11 protein-coding genes, 5 tRNA genes, 3 rRNA genes and 1 riboswitch are annotated in these 16278 nt (G+C 47.9%); of the genes, 16 read left to right on the forward strand and 3 right to left on the reverse strand.

Annotation, left to right across the window (positions count from 1 at the left end):
* Positions 1–2: 2 nt before the first annotated feature.
* A complete protein-coding gene (locus tag PG915_RS00995) occupies positions 3–1133 on the reverse strand; it encodes a 5-(carboxyamino)imidazole ribonucleotide synthase (RefSeq protein ID WP_353498631.1) in 1131 nt (376 codons plus the stop codon).
* Positions 1134–1135: 2 nt separating this feature from the next.
* Positions 1136–1621, reverse strand: a complete 486-nt coding sequence (gene purE / locus PG915_RS01000; protein ID WP_353497511.1) for a 5-(carboxyamino)imidazole ribonucleotide mutase — start codon at positions 1619–1621, stop codon at positions 1136–1138.
* Positions 1622–1804: 183 nt separating this feature from the next.
* On the opposite strand from purE, the gene PG915_RS01005 reads away from it, so the two are divergent.
* The 4 genes from PG915_RS01005 to PG915_RS01020 all read left to right on the forward strand — a co-directional run bounded on the left by PG915_RS01005 (position 1805) and on the right by PG915_RS01020 (position 4473).
* A complete protein-coding gene (locus PG915_RS01005) occupies positions 1805–2362 on the forward strand; it encodes an L-threonylcarbamoyladenylate synthase (protein WP_353497512.1) in 558 nt (185 codons plus the stop codon).
* A gap of 9 nt (positions 2363–2371) precedes the next feature.
* Positions 2372–3277, forward strand: a complete 906-nt coding sequence (gene hemF, locus PG915_RS01010; RefSeq protein WP_353497513.1) for an oxygen-dependent coproporphyrinogen oxidase — start codon at positions 2372–2374, stop codon at positions 3275–3277.
* Positions 3278–3377: 100 nt separating this feature from the next.
* Entirely contained in the window at positions 3378–4208 is an 831-nt protein-coding gene (aroE, locus tag PG915_RS01015; protein ID WP_353497514.1) for a shikimate dehydrogenase, read from the forward strand.
* 1 nt (position 4209) lies between these two features.
* Positions 4210–4473 (forward strand): DUF1488 domain-containing protein, encoded by a 264-nt coding sequence (locus tag PG915_RS01020; protein WP_353497515.1) that lies wholly within the window; start codon positions 4210–4212, stop codon positions 4471–4473.
* Between the two features lie 11 nt (positions 4474–4484).
* Here the strand turns inward: PG915_RS01020 and PG915_RS01025 are convergent, their stop codons facing one another.
* Positions 4485–5033 (reverse strand): gamma carbonic anhydrase family protein, encoded by a 549-nt coding sequence (locus PG915_RS01025; RefSeq protein WP_353497516.1) that lies wholly within the window; start codon positions 5031–5033, stop codon positions 4485–4487.
* A 556-nt stretch (positions 5034–5589) separates the two neighbouring features.
* Between PG915_RS01025 and PG915_RS01030 the strand changes: the two genes are divergently transcribed.
* From PG915_RS01030 to PG915_RS01085, 12 genes are all read left to right on the forward strand, one after another.
* Positions 5590–7141: ribosomal RNA gene (locus PG915_RS01030) — 16S ribosomal RNA — on the forward strand.
* Positions 7142–7264: 123 nt separating this feature from the next.
* A tRNA-Glu gene (locus tag PG915_RS01035) sits at positions 7265–7340 on the forward strand.
* A gap of 2 nt (positions 7341–7342) precedes the next feature.
* Positions 7343–7418: transfer RNA gene (locus tag PG915_RS01040), tRNA-Lys, on the forward strand.
* A 29-nt stretch (positions 7419–7447) separates the two neighbouring features.
* A tRNA-Ala gene (locus PG915_RS01045) sits at positions 7448–7523 on the forward strand.
* Between the two features lie 30 nt (positions 7524–7553).
* Positions 7554–7629, forward strand: a tRNA-Val gene (locus PG915_RS01050).
* A gap of 366 nt (positions 7630–7995) precedes the next feature.
* Positions 7996–10882: ribosomal RNA gene (locus PG915_RS01055) — 23S ribosomal RNA — on the forward strand.
* A gap of 127 nt (positions 10883–11009) precedes the next feature.
* Positions 11010–11126: ribosomal RNA gene (gene rrf / locus PG915_RS01060) — 5S ribosomal RNA — on the forward strand.
* The 16S, 23S and 5S rRNA genes sit together here with 5 tRNA genes alongside, the layout of an rRNA operon.
* Positions 11127–11166: 40 nt before the next feature.
* Positions 11167–11243 (forward strand) — tRNA-Asp (locus PG915_RS01065).
* A 408-nt stretch (positions 11244–11651) separates the two neighbouring features.
* Complete coding sequence (gene crcB, locus PG915_RS01070) at positions 11652–12035, forward strand: fluoride efflux transporter CrcB (protein WP_112478769.1); 384 nt, start codon at positions 11652–11654, stop codon at positions 12033–12035.
* A gap of 56 nt (positions 12036–12091) precedes the next feature.
* Positions 12092–12191, forward strand: a riboswitch (TPP riboswitch).
* A 112-nt stretch (positions 12192–12303) separates the two neighbouring features.
* Positions 12304–14226: a phosphomethylpyrimidine synthase ThiC gene (thiC, locus tag PG915_RS01075; RefSeq protein ID WP_353497517.1), complete on the forward strand. Its 1923-nt coding sequence runs from the start codon at positions 12304–12306 to the stop codon at positions 14224–14226.
* 33 nt (positions 14227–14259) lie between these two features.
* On the forward strand, positions 14260–15495 hold the full coding sequence (locus PG915_RS01080) for a thiamine phosphate synthase (RefSeq protein WP_353498632.1): 1236 nt from the start codon (positions 14260–14262) through the stop codon (positions 15493–15495).
* Positions 15488–16255: a HesA/MoeB/ThiF family protein gene (locus tag PG915_RS01085; protein WP_353497518.1), complete on the forward strand. Its 768-nt coding sequence runs from the start codon at positions 15488–15490 to the stop codon at positions 16253–16255. Before PG915_RS01080 ends, PG915_RS01085 begins: the two co-directional genes overlap by 8 nt.
* The last annotated feature ends 23 nt before the right edge of the window (positions 16256–16278 follow it).

Raw genomic sequence — 16278 nt, forward strand, 5'->3', positions numbered from 1 at the left:
GCTTAAAGGGCTTCAGCTGCTGGCTTCAGCGCGGGAAAAGCCGCTTCATCAAGTAGCTCAGACAAGGCAACTAGCTGCGCCTTAAGCGCCGCTTTGTCATTGGCCGTGACATTGATGTGACCCATCTTACGACCAGCACGCTTGTCTTTGCCATACCAGTGAACGTGGCAGCCAGACAGGCTATGCACCGCTTCTGGCAACGTATCTTCGCCTAAAATGTTCACCATAGACGTGGCACGAATGGCTTGTGTTGAGCCAAGAGGCATATCACATACCGCGCGCAGGTGGTTTTCAAACTGACAAGTGTCCGCACCTTGCTGTGTCCAGTGCCCTGAGTTGTGCACGCGAGGTGCAATCTCATTCACTAGTAGCTGGCCATTCACATCGAAGAACTCAAGTGCAAGCACGCCAACATAGTCCAAAGACTCGGCTACAGCGGTAAACATTTGTGCCGCTTGAGCTTGCAGTTCTGGTTCATCAATCGCTGTTGATAGCGTCAGTACGCCATCGGTATGCACGTTTTCAGCCAGTGGGTAGATAGCAAGCTCACCTTGCTTGTTGCGCGCACCAACCAGTGATACTTCGCGTTGGAAAGGGACAAACTCTTCAGCAACGATCGCTTGGCTTTCTGATTCTGCAATACACTCGGCCATTTCTGTCCAAATTGCGTCGACATCATCAAGCGTTTTTAATCGCCACTGACCTTTTCCATCGTAGCCACCCAATGCGCTCTTAAGCACCATAGGCAGACCAACGTGCGCAATTGCCGCATCAAAATCTGTACGAGTATTGATGACTGCGTATTTGGCGTTTTTCACCCCCGCACTGTCGAGAAGGCCTTTTTCAATGCGGCGATCACCACCGGCTTTGATAGCGTCTGTCGATGGGAGGAACTTGCCACTTTTCTCACAGATTGCGAGTACATCGAGTGGAATGTGTTCGAACTCAGCCGTGATAACGTCAGCTTCCGCAATCGCATGCTCTAAACCGTTACCTAGCACTTCAAGTGTCAGTGGGTGAACGATATTCTCACTGCGCACATCAAATGCTGAGATTTTGATATTCAGAGGGGCGCCGGCTAGTGACATCATGCGCGCCAGTTGGCCTGCTCCAAGAACCAGTACGTGTTTCATCATTAGTCCTTAGAAGGATCTGGGTTAGCAAGTACAGTTTCTGTTTGTTGGCTGCGGAACGCTTCAACCTTTTCCATTACGGCGTTGTCGTGAACACCAATGATCTGCGCCGCCAGGATACCCGCGTTCGCGGCGCCTGCTTCACCGATAGCCAGTGTGCCCACCGCGATGCCTTTAGGCATTTGTACGATAGACAGTAGAGAGTCCATACCTTTAAGCGCGCGGCTTTGAACAGGAACGCCCAATACAGGAACACTTGTGAACGCTGCCGCCATACCTGGAAGGTGCGCAGCGCCGCCAGCACCGGCGATGATGACTGAGATACCGCGTTCTTTCGCAGAAGTCGCGTAGTCAGCGAGTAGTTGCGGTGTGCGGTGAGCAGAAACGACCTTGGTTTCATAATCCACACCAAACTGATCCAGCATTTCTGCTGCTAGTTTCATGGTTGGCCAATCTGATTTTGAACCCATAATAATGCCGACTTTCATCCGAAGCTCCTTCAAGGCGTGTGGAAATGGACTAATTTGCGCGCATTATACGAGGATTTTTTTCTAAGGAAAACGTTTGCGTGAGTGAATTTTGTGTTTTTTTCTGGATTCTCACTCGGGTTTTAAGCATAGTGCCGTAGAAATGTAAAATATTTGTTTAGCTTTTAATAAAAGGAAGTCTCGGTGGATAATTTTCAAACCACAGTTGCGGCGCTTCAATCCGGTGAAGTAATTGCTTATCCAACGGAAGGAGTATTTGGCGTGGGTTGTGATCCAGACGATGCGCAAGCTATTGAAAAGCTTCTTGCTGTCAAAGAACGTCCGGTTGAAAAAGGACTCATTTTGATCGCTGCGAATTTTGAGCAGCTTCGCCCTTATATTGATGAGGCTCAACTGACAGAGCAGCAGCTAGAAAGTGTTCAGCAAACTTGGCCTGGCCCATATACCTGGATCATGCCAGCAAGCTCACGTGTTTCCCCTTGGCTAAGTGGCGCGTTTGATACTATCGCTGTGCGTGTCACGGATCATGAGTTGGTGCAAAAATTGTGTTTGGCCTATGGCAAGCCAATTACGTCCACTAGTGCTAATTTATCAGGTATGCCATCTTGCATGACAACCGAAGAAGTTAAGCAGCAACTGGGTACTCGTTTGTCTTCAGTCCTTGAAGGCGAGACGGGTGGCCGCAATAAGCCGAGCGAAATCCGCGACGCTCGCACCCTTAAAGTACTACGACAAGGCTAAGGAGTTCCCGTGCAGCAAGTCGATAAACACCAAGTAAAAGCGTTCCTTCTTCAGCTTCAAGACGATATCTGCCAAAAACTCGAACAACAAGATGGTGTCGCGACCTTTCAACAGGATGAGTGGCAGCGTGAGCAAGGTGGTGGTGGCCGCAGCCGCGTTATGAAAGATGGTCAGGTATTTGAGCAAGGCGGGGTGAATTTTTCCCATGTGTTTGGCGACAAGATGCCGGCATCAGCTACCGCGCACAGACCAGAACTCGCTGGGCGCAAGTTCGAAGCTATGGGGGTATCGCTAGTGATTCATCCCAAGAACCCTTATATCCCAACATCACATGCCAATGTACGTTTCTTTATCGCTGAGAAAGAGGGCGAGGATCCGATTTGGTGGTTTGGTGGTGGGTTTGACTTAACGCCATTCTATCCATATGAAGAGGATTGCCAGCATTGGCATGATACGGCGAAGCAGGTTTGTCAGCCATTCGGTGATGAGGTGTATGCAGAGCATAAAAAATGGTGTGATGACTATTTCTTCTTACCACACCGTAACGAAACGCGCGGTGTTGGTGGCTTGTTCTTTGATGATTTAAATCAGTGGGGCTTTGAACGCTCGTTCGCTTACATGCAGGCGGTGGGTAACGGCTACACCGATGCATATCTGCCAATCGTCGAAAAGCGCAAAGCTGAGCAATATGGTGAGCGTGAGCGCAACTTCCAGCTCTATCGTCGTGGTCGTTATGTTGAGTTCAATCTCGTTTACGACCGAGGCACGCTATTTGGCTTGCAAAGTGGTGGTCGTACGGAGTCCATTCTTATGTCAATGCCGCCATTGGCTCGCTGGGAATACAGCTATGAGCCACAAGAGGGAAGCGAAGAAGCGCGCCTCTATAGCGACTATCTAAAACCGAGAGAGTGGTAACCTAGCCAACAGCCTTTGTTCAACTTGGCGAATGTGTGCCGAAGTGATAGTGTCGAACTATACATTTCGGTACCCATTAGCAAGGACAGTAGGCATAAACATGAGCAAGCCCGATCAGTACGTGGTGTTTGGTAATCCCATCTCGCAAAGCAAATCACCGTATATCCATACTCTCTTCGCAAGACAAACTTCGCAAAATCTTGAATATGCTAGTCAACAGCCAGAGCCAGATGCGTTTAAGCAGGCTGCCACCGAGTTTTTCCAATCGGGTGGTAAAGGTTGCAACATTACCGCACCCTTTAAAGAAGATGCTTTTCAGTTTGCGGGTCGCCTGACCGAGCGTGCTCAGCTTGCGGGCGCAGTTAATACCCTCAAGAAGCTGGATGATGGCGAAATCATTGGTGATAACACCGATGGTGAGGGTTTGGTTCAGGACTTACTGCAACATCAAGTTCAACTAGAAGGCGCTTCTATATTAGTGATTGGCTCGGGTGGTGCGGCGCGTGGTGTACTGAAGCCGTTGCTCGACCAAAAACCTGCCTCTATTACCATTACCAATCGCACGTTTGAGAAAGCGCAGCAGCTTGCTGAGCTATTTAAGCCTTACGGGCAGATTAATGCGGTACCTATGAGTGACGTTTCTCGTGCCTATGATGTGGTGATTAACTCCGCTTCAACCAGTCTGTATAAACAATTGCCTGACATCAGTGATGCAATCTTTGCTGACCACACTGTGAGTTATGATATGACTTATGGACAGGGTTTGACGACCTTCAATCAATGGGCGAAAGAGTCAGGTGCTAGGTTGGCCTATGATGGTTTAGGTATGCTGGTGGGTCAGGCGGCAGAAAGCTTTATGTTATGGCGCGGCCTAAGACCGGGCACGAAGCAGATATTACGTGAGTTAAGAAAGAATCTAGAAGGCCTATAACATGAACCAGTCAATTTTGTTTTCAGATCAGCTTGAATGGAACCAAGAGCTAGGCGTGGTTGAGTTTCACGCGCAGCAAGCAGGGATGTTGATTGTGTGTCTTGTTGGGTTGGAGAAACTTGCTAGGCTAAATGATTTAAATGTCGTTACTAAGGAGCTGGCATTCGAGTGCTTTGAGGCTGTTCGTTTTGATCTTGAAGAAATAGCAGAAAGCCTCATAGAGGATGAGGCTTTCGATGAACAGGGTCGCGTTATTGTTAACTAACCGATGATTAACTAGCGAATGACGTGCACATATTGCATGTAGTCATTTTTATTCTGCACATAGTTATTGGCGGAGCGAAGTAAAAAGGCTCTTTCTTTTTCGGTAAGAGGACGAGCCTGTTTTACCGGACTGCCCACATACAGATAACCACTTTCCAGTACCTTGTTTGGTGGCACTAAGGAACCCGCGCCAATCATCACATCAGATTCAATAGTGGCGCCATCAAGCACAATACTACCCATGCCGACAAGAACGCGATCTCTTATGATGCACCCGTGAAGCATCACCTTATGGCCAATGGTGACATCATTACCTATTAGTAGAGGATAACCTTCGGGGTTGTCAGCGTTTTTATGGGTAACGTGTAACACGCTGTTGTCTTGGATATTGGTGCGCTCGCCAATCTCTATATGGTTAACATCACCGCGCGCGGACACGAGTGGCCATACACTGGCATCTTTGCCAAATCGAACATCGCCAACAATCACACTGGTTTTATCTATATAGACAGAGTCATCCAGCTGTGGGGTAATGCCCTTGTAACTACGAATTGAAGTCATATCAGTCTCTAAATCTATGGAACAAAGCTATTTTGGCGAGTTATTGCGGTAATTTACAGCGCCAAAGCACAAAAACTAACCACACAAACAAAAAAAGCGAAAAAACTGGTTTTTGGGTATTGCCAATGTGATTTCGATCTCTATAATGCCCCCTCGCTGACACGGGAAAGGACAACGAAATCCCCAACGAGTCAGAAGGTCACAAGCTTCTAAGAAGCTTAGCAAAATAAGTTAAAAAAAGTGGTTGACACGAAAACTTATCTCGCTAAAATGACCGTCCGTTTCAAGGGAAGCTTTGAAACAAGCTCTTTAACAATATAAACCTATCAATCTGTGTGGGCACTCGTTGATGATAATCAAATTAGATACCTCGGTATCAAATTAGGTTTTCAATGAACTGAGTGACCAATCGAGATTACTTTCTTGTAAAAGAACTTAGTCTTGGCACAGTCAATTCATTATCGTTCTGTTGGAACGATAATAGCTTTAAAATTACTTCTTACTTTTGAGTAAGGATGAGTTTTGAAGTCAGTATTCATTGAGCCGACAAAATCTTAAATTGAAGAGTTTGATCATGGCTCAGATTGAACGCTGGCGGCAGGCCTAACACATGCAAGTCGAGCGGAAACGAGTTAACTGACCCTTCGGGTGACGTTAACGGCGTCGAGCGGCGGACGGGTGAGTAATGCCTGGGAATATGCCTTGATGTGGGGGATAACCATTGGAAACGATGGCTAATACCGCATAATGCCTTCGGGCCAAAGAGGGGGATCTTCGGACCTCTCGCGTCAAGATTAGCCCAGGTGGGATTAGCTAGTTGGTGAGGTAATGGCTCACCAAGGCGACGATCCCTAGCTGGTCTGAGAGGATGATCAGCCACACTGGAACTGAGACACGGTCCAGACTCCTACGGGAGGCAGCAGTGGGGAATATTGCACAATGGGCGCAAGCCTGATGCAGCCATGCCGCGTGTGTGAAGAAGGCCTTCGGGTTGTAAAGCACTTTCAGTCGTGAGGAAGGTGGTGTAGTTAATAGCTGCATCATTTGACGTTAGCGACAGAAGAAGCACCGGCTAACTCCGTGCCAGCAGCCGCGGTAATACGGAGGGTGCGAGCGTTAATCGGAATTACTGGGCGTAAAGCGCATGCAGGTGGTTCGTTAAGTCAGATGTGAAAGCCCGGGGCTCAACCTCGGAACTGCATTTGAAACTGGCGGACTAGAGTACTGTAGAGGGGGGTAGAATTTCAGGTGTAGCGGTGAAATGCGTAGAGATCTGAAGGAATACCGGTGGCGAAGGCGGCCCCCTGGACAGATACTGACACTCAGATGCGAAAGCGTGGGGAGCAAACAGGATTAGATACCCTGGTAGTCCACGCCGTAAACGATGTCTACTTGGAGGTTGTGGCCTTGAGCCGTGGCTTTCGGAGCTAACGCGTTAAGTAGACCGCCTGGGGAGTACGGTCGCAAGATTAAAACTCAAATGAATTGACGGGGGCCCGCACAAGCGGTGGAGCATGTGGTTTAATTCGATGCAACGCGAAGAACCTTACCTACTCTTGACATCCAGAGAACTTAGCAGAGATGCTTTGGTGCCTTCGGGAACTCTGAGACAGGTGCTGCATGGCTGTCGTCAGCTCGTGTTGTGAAATGTTGGGTTAAGTCCCGCAACGAGCGCAACCCTTATCCTTGTTTGCCAGCGAGTAATGTCGGGAACTCCAGGGAGACTGCCGGTGATAAACCGGAGGAAGGTGGGGACGACGTCAAGTCATCATGGCCCTTACGAGTAGGGCTACACACGTGCTACAATGGCGCATACAGAGGGCAGCCAACTTGCGAAAGTGAGCGAATCCCAAAAGTGCGTCGTAGTCCGGATTGGAGTCTGCAACTCGACTCCATGAAGTCGGAATCGCTAGTAATCGTGGATCAGAATGCCACGGTGAATACGTTCCCGGGCCTTGTACACACCGCCCGTCACACCATGGGAGTGGGCTGCAAAAGAAGTGGGTAGTTTAACCTTCGGGAGGACGCTCACCACTTTGTGGTTCATGACTGGGGTGAAGTCGTAACAAGGTAGCCCTAGGGGAACCTGGGGCTGGATCACCTCCTTATACGAATAGATTATTGCGATGAGTGTTCACACAGATTGATTAGGTTTGTAAAGATAAAGAGATTTTGTTTTTGCTGAAAAGCGAAAACAGAAAATAGTAAGTGCCCAACACTTACTGCTTAGTGTCCCGTTCGTCTAGAGGCCTAGGACACCGCCCTTTCACGGCGGTAACAGGGGTTCGACTCCCCTACGGGATACCATTGGGTCGTTAGCTCAGTTGGTAGAGCAGTTGACTTTTAATCAATTGGTCGCAGGTTCGAATCCTGCACGACCCACCATTCCTTCTTTGAAGGAAGTCTCAAGACATGGGGCTATAGCTCAGCTGGGAGAGCGCCTGCCTTGCACGCAGGAGGTCAGCAGTTCGATCCTGCTTAGCTCCACCATTCTTGAACATTCCACGGAATGACTTTCGTGGGCGATTAGCTCAGTTGGGAGAGCACCTCCCTTACAAGGAGGGGGTCACTGGTTCGAGCCCGGTATCGCCCACCATCTTTAAGCGCATTTCTTTTAGAAGAAAGGCTTTAAGTGCTCTTAAAAATGGTTTCGAAAGCTTTATTGCTGTAGAAAACAAGCTCTTTAACAATTTGGAAAGCTGACGAATAACATTTGATTAATGTTATTCATTTAAAAGTTCTCAAATCCTAGATGATTTAATCATTTAGGTACCAACACACATTCAAGTGTTCTTGGAAGTGACGAAAGTCCACTTTTTGCCTCTGCTTTTTCTTAAAAAGCGGAAACAAAGAGTTATTTGAGTCCGGCAAAATCGAGTCTGCATCATGTATAAAAATTGCAGACAACTTTGGTTGTTTAACGACAATCTCGAGGTTTCTTTGAAACTCTTTGGGGTTGTATGGTTAAGTGACTAAGCGTACACGGTGGATGCCTTGGCAGTCAGAGGCGATGAAAGGCGTAATAACTTGCGATAAGCCCAGATTAGGTAGTAATAACCTTTGAGTCTGGGATTCCTGAATGGGAAACCCAACTGCATAAGCAGTTATCGCTGAGTGAATACATAGCTCAGCGAGGCGAACCGGGGGAACTGAAACATCTAAGTACCCCGAGGAAGAGAAATCAACCGAGATTCCGAAAGTAGCGGCGAGCGAAATTGGATTAGCCCTTAAGCTTTTAATGAGACAGACGAAGGCTCTGGAAAGTGCCGCAGTAAAGGGTGATAGCCCCGTAGTCGACATCTCATCATCAGTGAAATCGAGTAGGGCGGGACACGTGATATCCTGTCTGAATATGGAGATTCATCCTCCAAGGCTAAATACTACTGACTGACCGATAGTGAACCAGTACCGTGAGGGAAAGGCGAAAAGAACCCCTGTGAGGGGAGTGAAATAGAACCTGAAACCGTGTACGTACAAGCAGTAGGAGCACCTTCGTGGTGTGACTGCGTACCTTTGTATAATGGGTCAGCGACTTATATTCAGTGGCAAGGTTAACCGTTTAGGGGAGCCGTAGGGAAACCGAGTCTTAACTGGGCGTTCAGTCTCTGGATATAGACCCGAAACCAGGTGATCTAGCCATGGGCAGGTTGAAGGTTGAGTAACATCAACTGGAGTGATCGAACCGACTAATGTTGAAAAATTAGCGGATGACTTGTGGCTAGGGGTGAAAGGCCAATCAAACCTGGAGATAGCTGGTTCTCCCCGAAATCTATTTAGGTAGAGCCTCGGACGAATACTACTGGGGGTAGAGCACTGTTAAGGCTAGGGGGTCATCCCGACTTACCAACCCTTTGCAAACTCCGAATACCAGTAAGTACTATCCGGGAGACACACGGCGGGTGCTAACGTCCGTCGTGGAGAGGGAAACAACCCAGACCGCCAGCTAAGGTCCCAAATTATAGCTAAGTGGGAAACGATGTGGGAAGGCTTAGACAGCTAGGATGTTGGCTTAGAAGCAGCCATCATTTAAAGAAAGCGTAATAGCTCACTAGTCGAGTCGGCCTGCGCGGAAGATGTAACGGGGCTAAGCTATAAACCGAAGCTGCGGCAATGACTTAGGTCATTGGGTAGGGGAGCGTTCTGTAAGCCGTTGAAGGTGGACTGTAAGGTCTGCTGGAGGTATCAGAAGTGCGAATGCTGACATGAGTAACGATAATGGGGGTGAAAAACCTCCACGCCGGAAGACCAAGGGTTCCTGTCCAACGTTAATCGGGGCAGGGTGAGTCGACCCCTAAGGCGAGGCCGAAAGGCGTAGTCGATGGGAAACGGGTTAATATTCCCGTACTTCTTACAATTGCGATGGGGGGACGGAGAAGGCTAGGTGGGCCTGGCGACGGTTGTCCAGGTTCAAGTGCGTAGGCTTGAGGGTTAGGTAAATCCGGCTCTCTTTAAGGCTGAGACACGATGTCGAGCTACTACGGTAGTGAAGTCATTGATGCCATGCTTCCAGGAAAAGCCTCTAAGCTTCAGATTGTAAGGAATCGTACCCCAAACCGACACAGGTGGTCGGGTAGAGAATACCAAGGCGCTTGAGAGAACTCGGGTGAAGGAACTAGGCAAAATGGTACCGTAACTTCGGGAGAAGGTACGCTCCTCGCGGTGAAGTCCCTTGCGGATGGAGCTATGGGGAGTCGCAGATACCAGGTGGCTGCAACTGTTTATTAAAAACACAGCACTGTGCAAAATCGTAAGATGACGTATACGGTGTGACGCCTGCCCGGTGCCGGAAGGTTAATTGATGGGGTTAGACTTAGGTCGAAGCTCTTGATCGAAGCCCCGGTAAACGGCGGCCGTAACTATAACTGGTCCTAAGGTAGCGAAATTCCTTGTCGGGTAAGTTCCGACCTGCACGAATGGCGTAATGATGGCCACGCTGTCTCCACCCGAGACTCAGTGAAATTGAAATCGCTGTGAAGATGCAGTGTACCCGCGGCTAGACGGAAAGACCCCGTGAACCTTTACTACAGCTTGGCACTGAACATTGACCCTACATGTGTAGGATAGGTGGGAGGCTTTGAAACGAGTACGCCAGTATTCGTGGAGCCGTCCTTGAAATACCACCCTTGTAGTGTTGATGTTCTAACGTTGGCCCCTTATCGGGGCTGCGGACAGTGCCTGGTGGGTAGTTTGACTGGGGCGGTCTCCTCCCAAAGAGTAACGGAGGAGCACGAAGGTGGGCTAAACACGGTTGGACATCGTGTGGTTAGTGCAATGGCATAAGCCCGCTTGACTGCGAGAATGACAATTCGAGCAGGTGCGAAAGCAGGTCATAGTGATCCGGTGGTTCTGAATGGAAGGGCCATCGCTCAACGGATAAAAGGTACTCCGGGGATAACAGGCTGATACCGCCCAAGAGTTCATATCGACGGCGGTGTTTGGCACCTCGATGTCGGCTCATCACATCCTGGGGCTGAAGTCTGGTCCCAAGGGTATGGCTGTTCGCCATTTAAAGTGGTACGCGAGCTGGGTTTAGAACGTCGTGAGACAGTTCGATTCCTATCTGCCGTGGGCGTTGGAAGATTGAAGGGGCTGCTCCTAGTACGAGAGTGACCGGAGTGGACGAACCTCTGGTGTTCGGGTTGTCATGCCAATGGCATTGCCCGGTAGCTAAGTTCGGAATCGATAACCGCTGAAAGCATCTAAGCGGGAAGCGAGCCCTGAGATGAGTCTTCCCTGGCACTTTAAGTGTCCTAAAGGGTTGTTCGAGACTAGAACGTTGATAGGCAGGGTGTGTAAGCGTTGTGAGGCGTTGAGCTAACCTGTACTAATTGCCCGTGAGGCTTAACCATACAACACCCAAAGGGTTTTGATTGGACTCAAAGCAAGAACAAATTGAATGTGTAGAGAACGCATTAACAGCTTTCCGGATTTATTGTTTTCAGATTTTCAGAAAATCTGAAGGCAAAACAGAATTTGCTTGGCGACCATAGCATTGTGGACCCACCTGATTTCCATGCCGAACTCAGAAGTGAAACGCAATAGCGCCGATGGTAGTGTGGGGTTTCCCCATGTGAGAGTAGGACATCGCCAGGCTTTGAATTTTGGACACTTGCAATAGCAAGTATGCCACTGCGGAGTGGTAGTTCAGTTGGTTAGAATACCGGCCTGTCACGCCGGGGGTCGCGGGTTCGAGTCCCGTCCACTCCGCCACTTATTAGAAAACCCGATGCGAAAGCGTCGGGTTTTTTATTATCTAAAACTTAGGTAACTTCCTTTTCAAGGAAGTCGAGTCCCGGTTGGATGCAACCCCAGCCACTCCGCCACTTATTAAGAAGCCTCGTCTAACGACGAGGCTTTTTGCTATCTGCAATATACTTCTTCTCAGTCTAGCTTTTCCATTCGTGAGCTTAGGTTTTTTAGCTCCAATCTTCTTTTCGTTTTAATTCGCGAACTAATTGTTGATTACAGTCTAAAAAGTGACGCATGTAACTTTTTAAATTTACTCGACAGCCAGATAGATTATCCGTTGGATTTTGTGGTTAAAAATGTGATGTTGGGTCGAATTTATTCGTTGTTGGTATATTATTACCTTTTCAATTCATAGTTTGGGATTAGGTGATGGGGCAGTTTTCAGTTTTAGGTTTTATTGCATTGGGCGGTGCTGTCGGGGCTTGTTCGAGATATTTGATATCAGAGCTTTGTGTTGCACTTTTCGGTCGTGGTTTTCCTTACGGTACGTTAACCGTCAATGTGGTTGGCTCGTTTATTATGGGGCTATTGATTGCAGCATTCGAAGCTGAAATTTTTGCGCCTGATCCATGGCGTCAAATCATTGGTCTTGGCTTCTTAGGTGCACTTACGACATTCTCTACGTTTTCTATGGATAACGTACTCCTGATGCAGCAGGGGGCGTTTCTGAAGATGGGACTAAATATATTGCTCAATGTTGTTTTGAGTATCTCAGCTTGTTGGATTGGTTTTCAGATGCTGACCAAAAGTTAAACGAAAAACTTCCATGTCCTGTTGATGTATTAAAACTAATTCCTTTATAATCGAGTCAATACTTGTCGGAGTGCCCATAGGGCTGAGACCGTTAATTCGGGATCCGTTGAACCTGATCTGGTTAGTACCAGCGAAGGGAACAAGAGAATAGAACTAGCATCATATTCTATTTATCAAATAGCGCACGCTATTGTGGTTGATACCTCTTGTATTCACACATCCGTCAAGCATTTATCTTTTATAACTATATGATATATAAGGAAATGCTATGTCGACACGCAAGCAAAATAGGCTGGAAGCAAAAAACTTTATCGATACATTATCGGTAACGCCTTACCCCAATTCTCAAAAGACATATATCCAAGGTAGCCGAAGCGATCTGCAAGTACCAATGCGTACAATCTCTCTTGCAGACAGCTTAATCGGTGGTAACCAAGACAATCCAATCCATGAGCCTAACGAGCCCATCAACGTGTATGACACGTCTGGTGTCTATACCGACCCAGAGTACTCTATCGATTTGTACTCAGGTTTACCAAAGCTAAGAGAAGCCTGGATTGATGAACGCGCTGATACCGAAGTATTGTCAGGCGTCAGTTCAGAATTTGCTAAGCAAAGACTTGAAGATGACACGCTTGATGAGCTTAGATACGGGCTATTACCTCGTATCAGGCGTGGTGCTGAAGGCGCTTGCGTCACGCAGCTTCACTACGCACGCCAAGGTATTATTACCCCTGAGATGGAATACATCGCGATTCGAGAGAACATGGGACGTCAAAAGCTCAAAGACGAAGTGCTCACTCAGCAGCATCCAGGTCAGCACTTTGGGGCGAACTTACCTAAAGAAATCACACCCGAATTCGTGCGTAAGGAAGTCGCTGAGGGTAGAGCTATCATCCCTTCAAATATCAATCACCCAGAATCTGAGCCGATGATCATTGGCCGCAACTTCCTCGTTAAGGTCAATGCTAATATAGGCAACTCATCGGTCACCTCTTCAATTGAAGAGGAAGTCGAGAAGCTTGTCTGGGGTACTCGATGGGGTGCCGATACAGTTATGGATCTGTCGACTGGACGAAATATCCACGAAACGCGCGAATGGATCTTACGTAATAGTCCAGTGCCGATCGGTACAGTACCTATGTATCAAGCATTAGAGAAGGTTAATGGAGTCGCCGAAAATCTGACTTGGGAAGTAATGCGAGATACATTAATTGAGCAAGCAGAGCAGGGTGTAGACTACTTTACTATTCATGCTGGCCTTCTACTTCATCACATCCCACTCACCGCCAAGCGCGTCACGGGTATCGTTAGCCGTGGTGGCTCTATCATAGCTAAGTGGTGTTTGGCACACCATGAAGAGAGTTTCTTATATACCAACTTTAGAGAGATCTGTGAAATCTGTGCACGTTATGACGTGGCCTTGTCCCTCGGTGATGGATTGCGTCCAGGCTCTATTGCCGATGCCAATGATGAAGCTCAATTTGCAGAGCTTAGAACCCTAGGCAAGCTAACCAAAATTGCCTGGGAATACGATGTTCAGGTCATCATCGAAGGTCCTGGTCACGTACCGATGCACATGATCAAAGAGAACATGGAAGAGCAGCTTGAGCACTGTCATGAGGCACCTTTCTATACGCTTGGGCTACTGACCACTGATATTGCACCTGGCTATGATCATATTACCTCTGGCACTGGTGCTGCAATGATTGGCTGGTACGGTTGTGCGATGCTGTGTTACGTGACGCCAAAAGAACACCTTGGCCTACCAAATAAAGAAGACGTTAAGACAGGGCTCATCACCTACAAGCTCGCTGCTCATGCAGCAGACTTAGCGAAGGGACACCCAGGGGCTCAAATTCGTGATAATGCACTTTCAAAGGCTCGCTTTGAATTTCGCTGGGAAGACCAGTTTAACCTCTCTCTAGATCCTGATACTGCGCGTCAGTTCCATGATGAAACACTTCCTCAGGAGTCTGGCAAGGTTGCCCATTTCTGCTCGATGTGCGGTCCAAAGTTCTGTTCGATGAAGATCTCACAAGAGGTACGAGAGTACGCTAAAGAAATACAACAAGGCGACAGTATTGCTATCACAATGCTTGATGACCCTTTAGAGGGGATGTGTCAAAAGTCTGAAGAGTTCAGAGCAACGGGTGCTGAGTTGTATCACCCAGCTGTTACTGAAGAATAACTACCATAATCTAAGGAGCTTCCGTTGAAACTCATGCTGCCCATTGGCGCAGACGCTTTGAATCGTCATATTCATCGTGTTCTCGGCCTAGCAAAACAAGTCGGCTTCTCAACCGAAAACATCGTCGTCTCATCTTCTGAAGAAGGTGAAGCGGTCATTATCCAGCACGAAGAAAGCGCCCGTTATATTTCGAGTGACGTTTTCGGCTCTACTTTCCGTTTGGGAGATAGCGCTATAGATAATGATATCCGTGTAAGGTATTTGCACAACATGGATGAAAATCATCTTTCAGCCTCACTAGCTACTGCCACACAAGGTGATGTCTATGTAGCAGTAGCAAGTGGCTCTCGATGGCTCGATGTTTGGTCTTGTAGAGAAAACGTCATCAAGGCTTCTGCGGCAGCTTCTTTGATTACAGACCACACCGAGCATTTGGCTTGGCTCGTAGTAAGTATTGCTCTCGACTTTCCTCTCGAAGATGCGGTTATGCTCGCCAGAGCGGGATGTGTTTCACGTGAAACATGGCCAAGTCACTTAGACCAGTTCCCCGTTCCAGTCATAGAAAATACGAATTTAGGTATACGTGTTGGCTGGGCAGTTGAGGCATCGACTCTACCATTTCCGACTGTAATTAAATCAAAGCTTGGGCTCTATCCTGTTGTCGATAATGTTGATTGGGTAGCACGATTACTAGAACTGGGCACTAAAACGGTACAGCTTAGAATCAAGCAGCCTGACCTGCCTAACCTGGAACAGCAGATTGAAAAAGCGATCGAGCTTGGTCGAAGACATGATGCTCAAGTGTTCATCAATGACTATTGGCAGCTAGCGATTAAGCATGGTGCTTACGGCGTTCACTTAGGTCAAGAAGACATTGAAGTGGCAAATCTCAAGAGACTTGCAGAAAAAGGAATTGCGCTTGGTCTATCTACTCACGGCTATTATGAGTTGCTGCGCATCGTTCAAATTCACCCTAGCTACATTGCGCTCGGCCACATCTTCCCAACCACAACCAAAGACATGCCTTCAAGACCGCAAGGTTTGATACGACTGGAGCTCTATCAGCGACTGATTGATTCGATACCTTACGGTCAGGAACTGGGATATCCAACAGTAGCCATTGGTGGCATTGATTTGAAGACTGCAGCACCAGTTTGGAGTTGTGGTGTGACAAGTTTGGCAGTAGTACGAGCAATCACATTGGCTGATGATGTACCCGCCGTTATTCAACAATTTGAGTCAATCATGGATGGTCGTCTTGATGGTTAATGATGGCCAATTTAAGCAGTATCTGCGCCAAATCAGTCTTCCGAACATAGGTGAAGAAGGGCAGAGCAAGTTGCTCAAGGCCAATGTGCTTATTGTTGGCTGTGGGGGACTTGGAACCGCAGCGAGCATGTATTTAGTAGGGGGCGGAGTAGGCAGTGTAACTATTGCTGACGATGATGCAGTTGAGATTTCTAACTTACCTCGACAGGTAACTTATCACGCGAAAGATGTTGGATTCGCTAAAGTCGAATGTTTGAAGGCCAGCCTGAAGCAACAGAATCCAGATATTAGAGTGCGAAGTATTAACAAAAAGCTTGATGGCAATCAGTTGTTATTAGAGATCACTTTAGCGGATGTTGTGGTTGATTGCTCAGATAACCTAGCAACTAGACATGCCATAAATGCTTACGGTAAACAAAGTAACACCGACCTCGTTAGCGCAGCAGCAATCGGTTGGGACGGGCAACTCAGTGTTTTTCCGTTCTCATCGACTCGTGAGATTGCCTGTTATCGGTGCTTGTATCCCTTTGATGAAATCAAAGGCAGCAGCCGATGTTCAGAGTCATCTGTCATGGGGCCAGTGGTTGGCATGATGGGACTTTACCAAGCTCTAGAAACGATAAAGTTGCTTGCAGGTGTCCACCCTCAGGTTACCCAGAAAAAAACACCGACATTGAAGTTATTCGATGGACTAAATGGTCAATGGCAAACACTACAGATTGCTCGTGAGCAAACTTGTACGGTTTGCTCCACCGACTGAGTACACCATGGTGTGTAGTCACA

This window comes from Vibrio sp. CB1-14 (assembly GCF_040412085.2).
Classification (GTDB): Bacteria; Pseudomonadota; Gammaproteobacteria; order Enterobacterales; family Vibrionaceae; genus Vibrio; species Vibrio chaetopteri.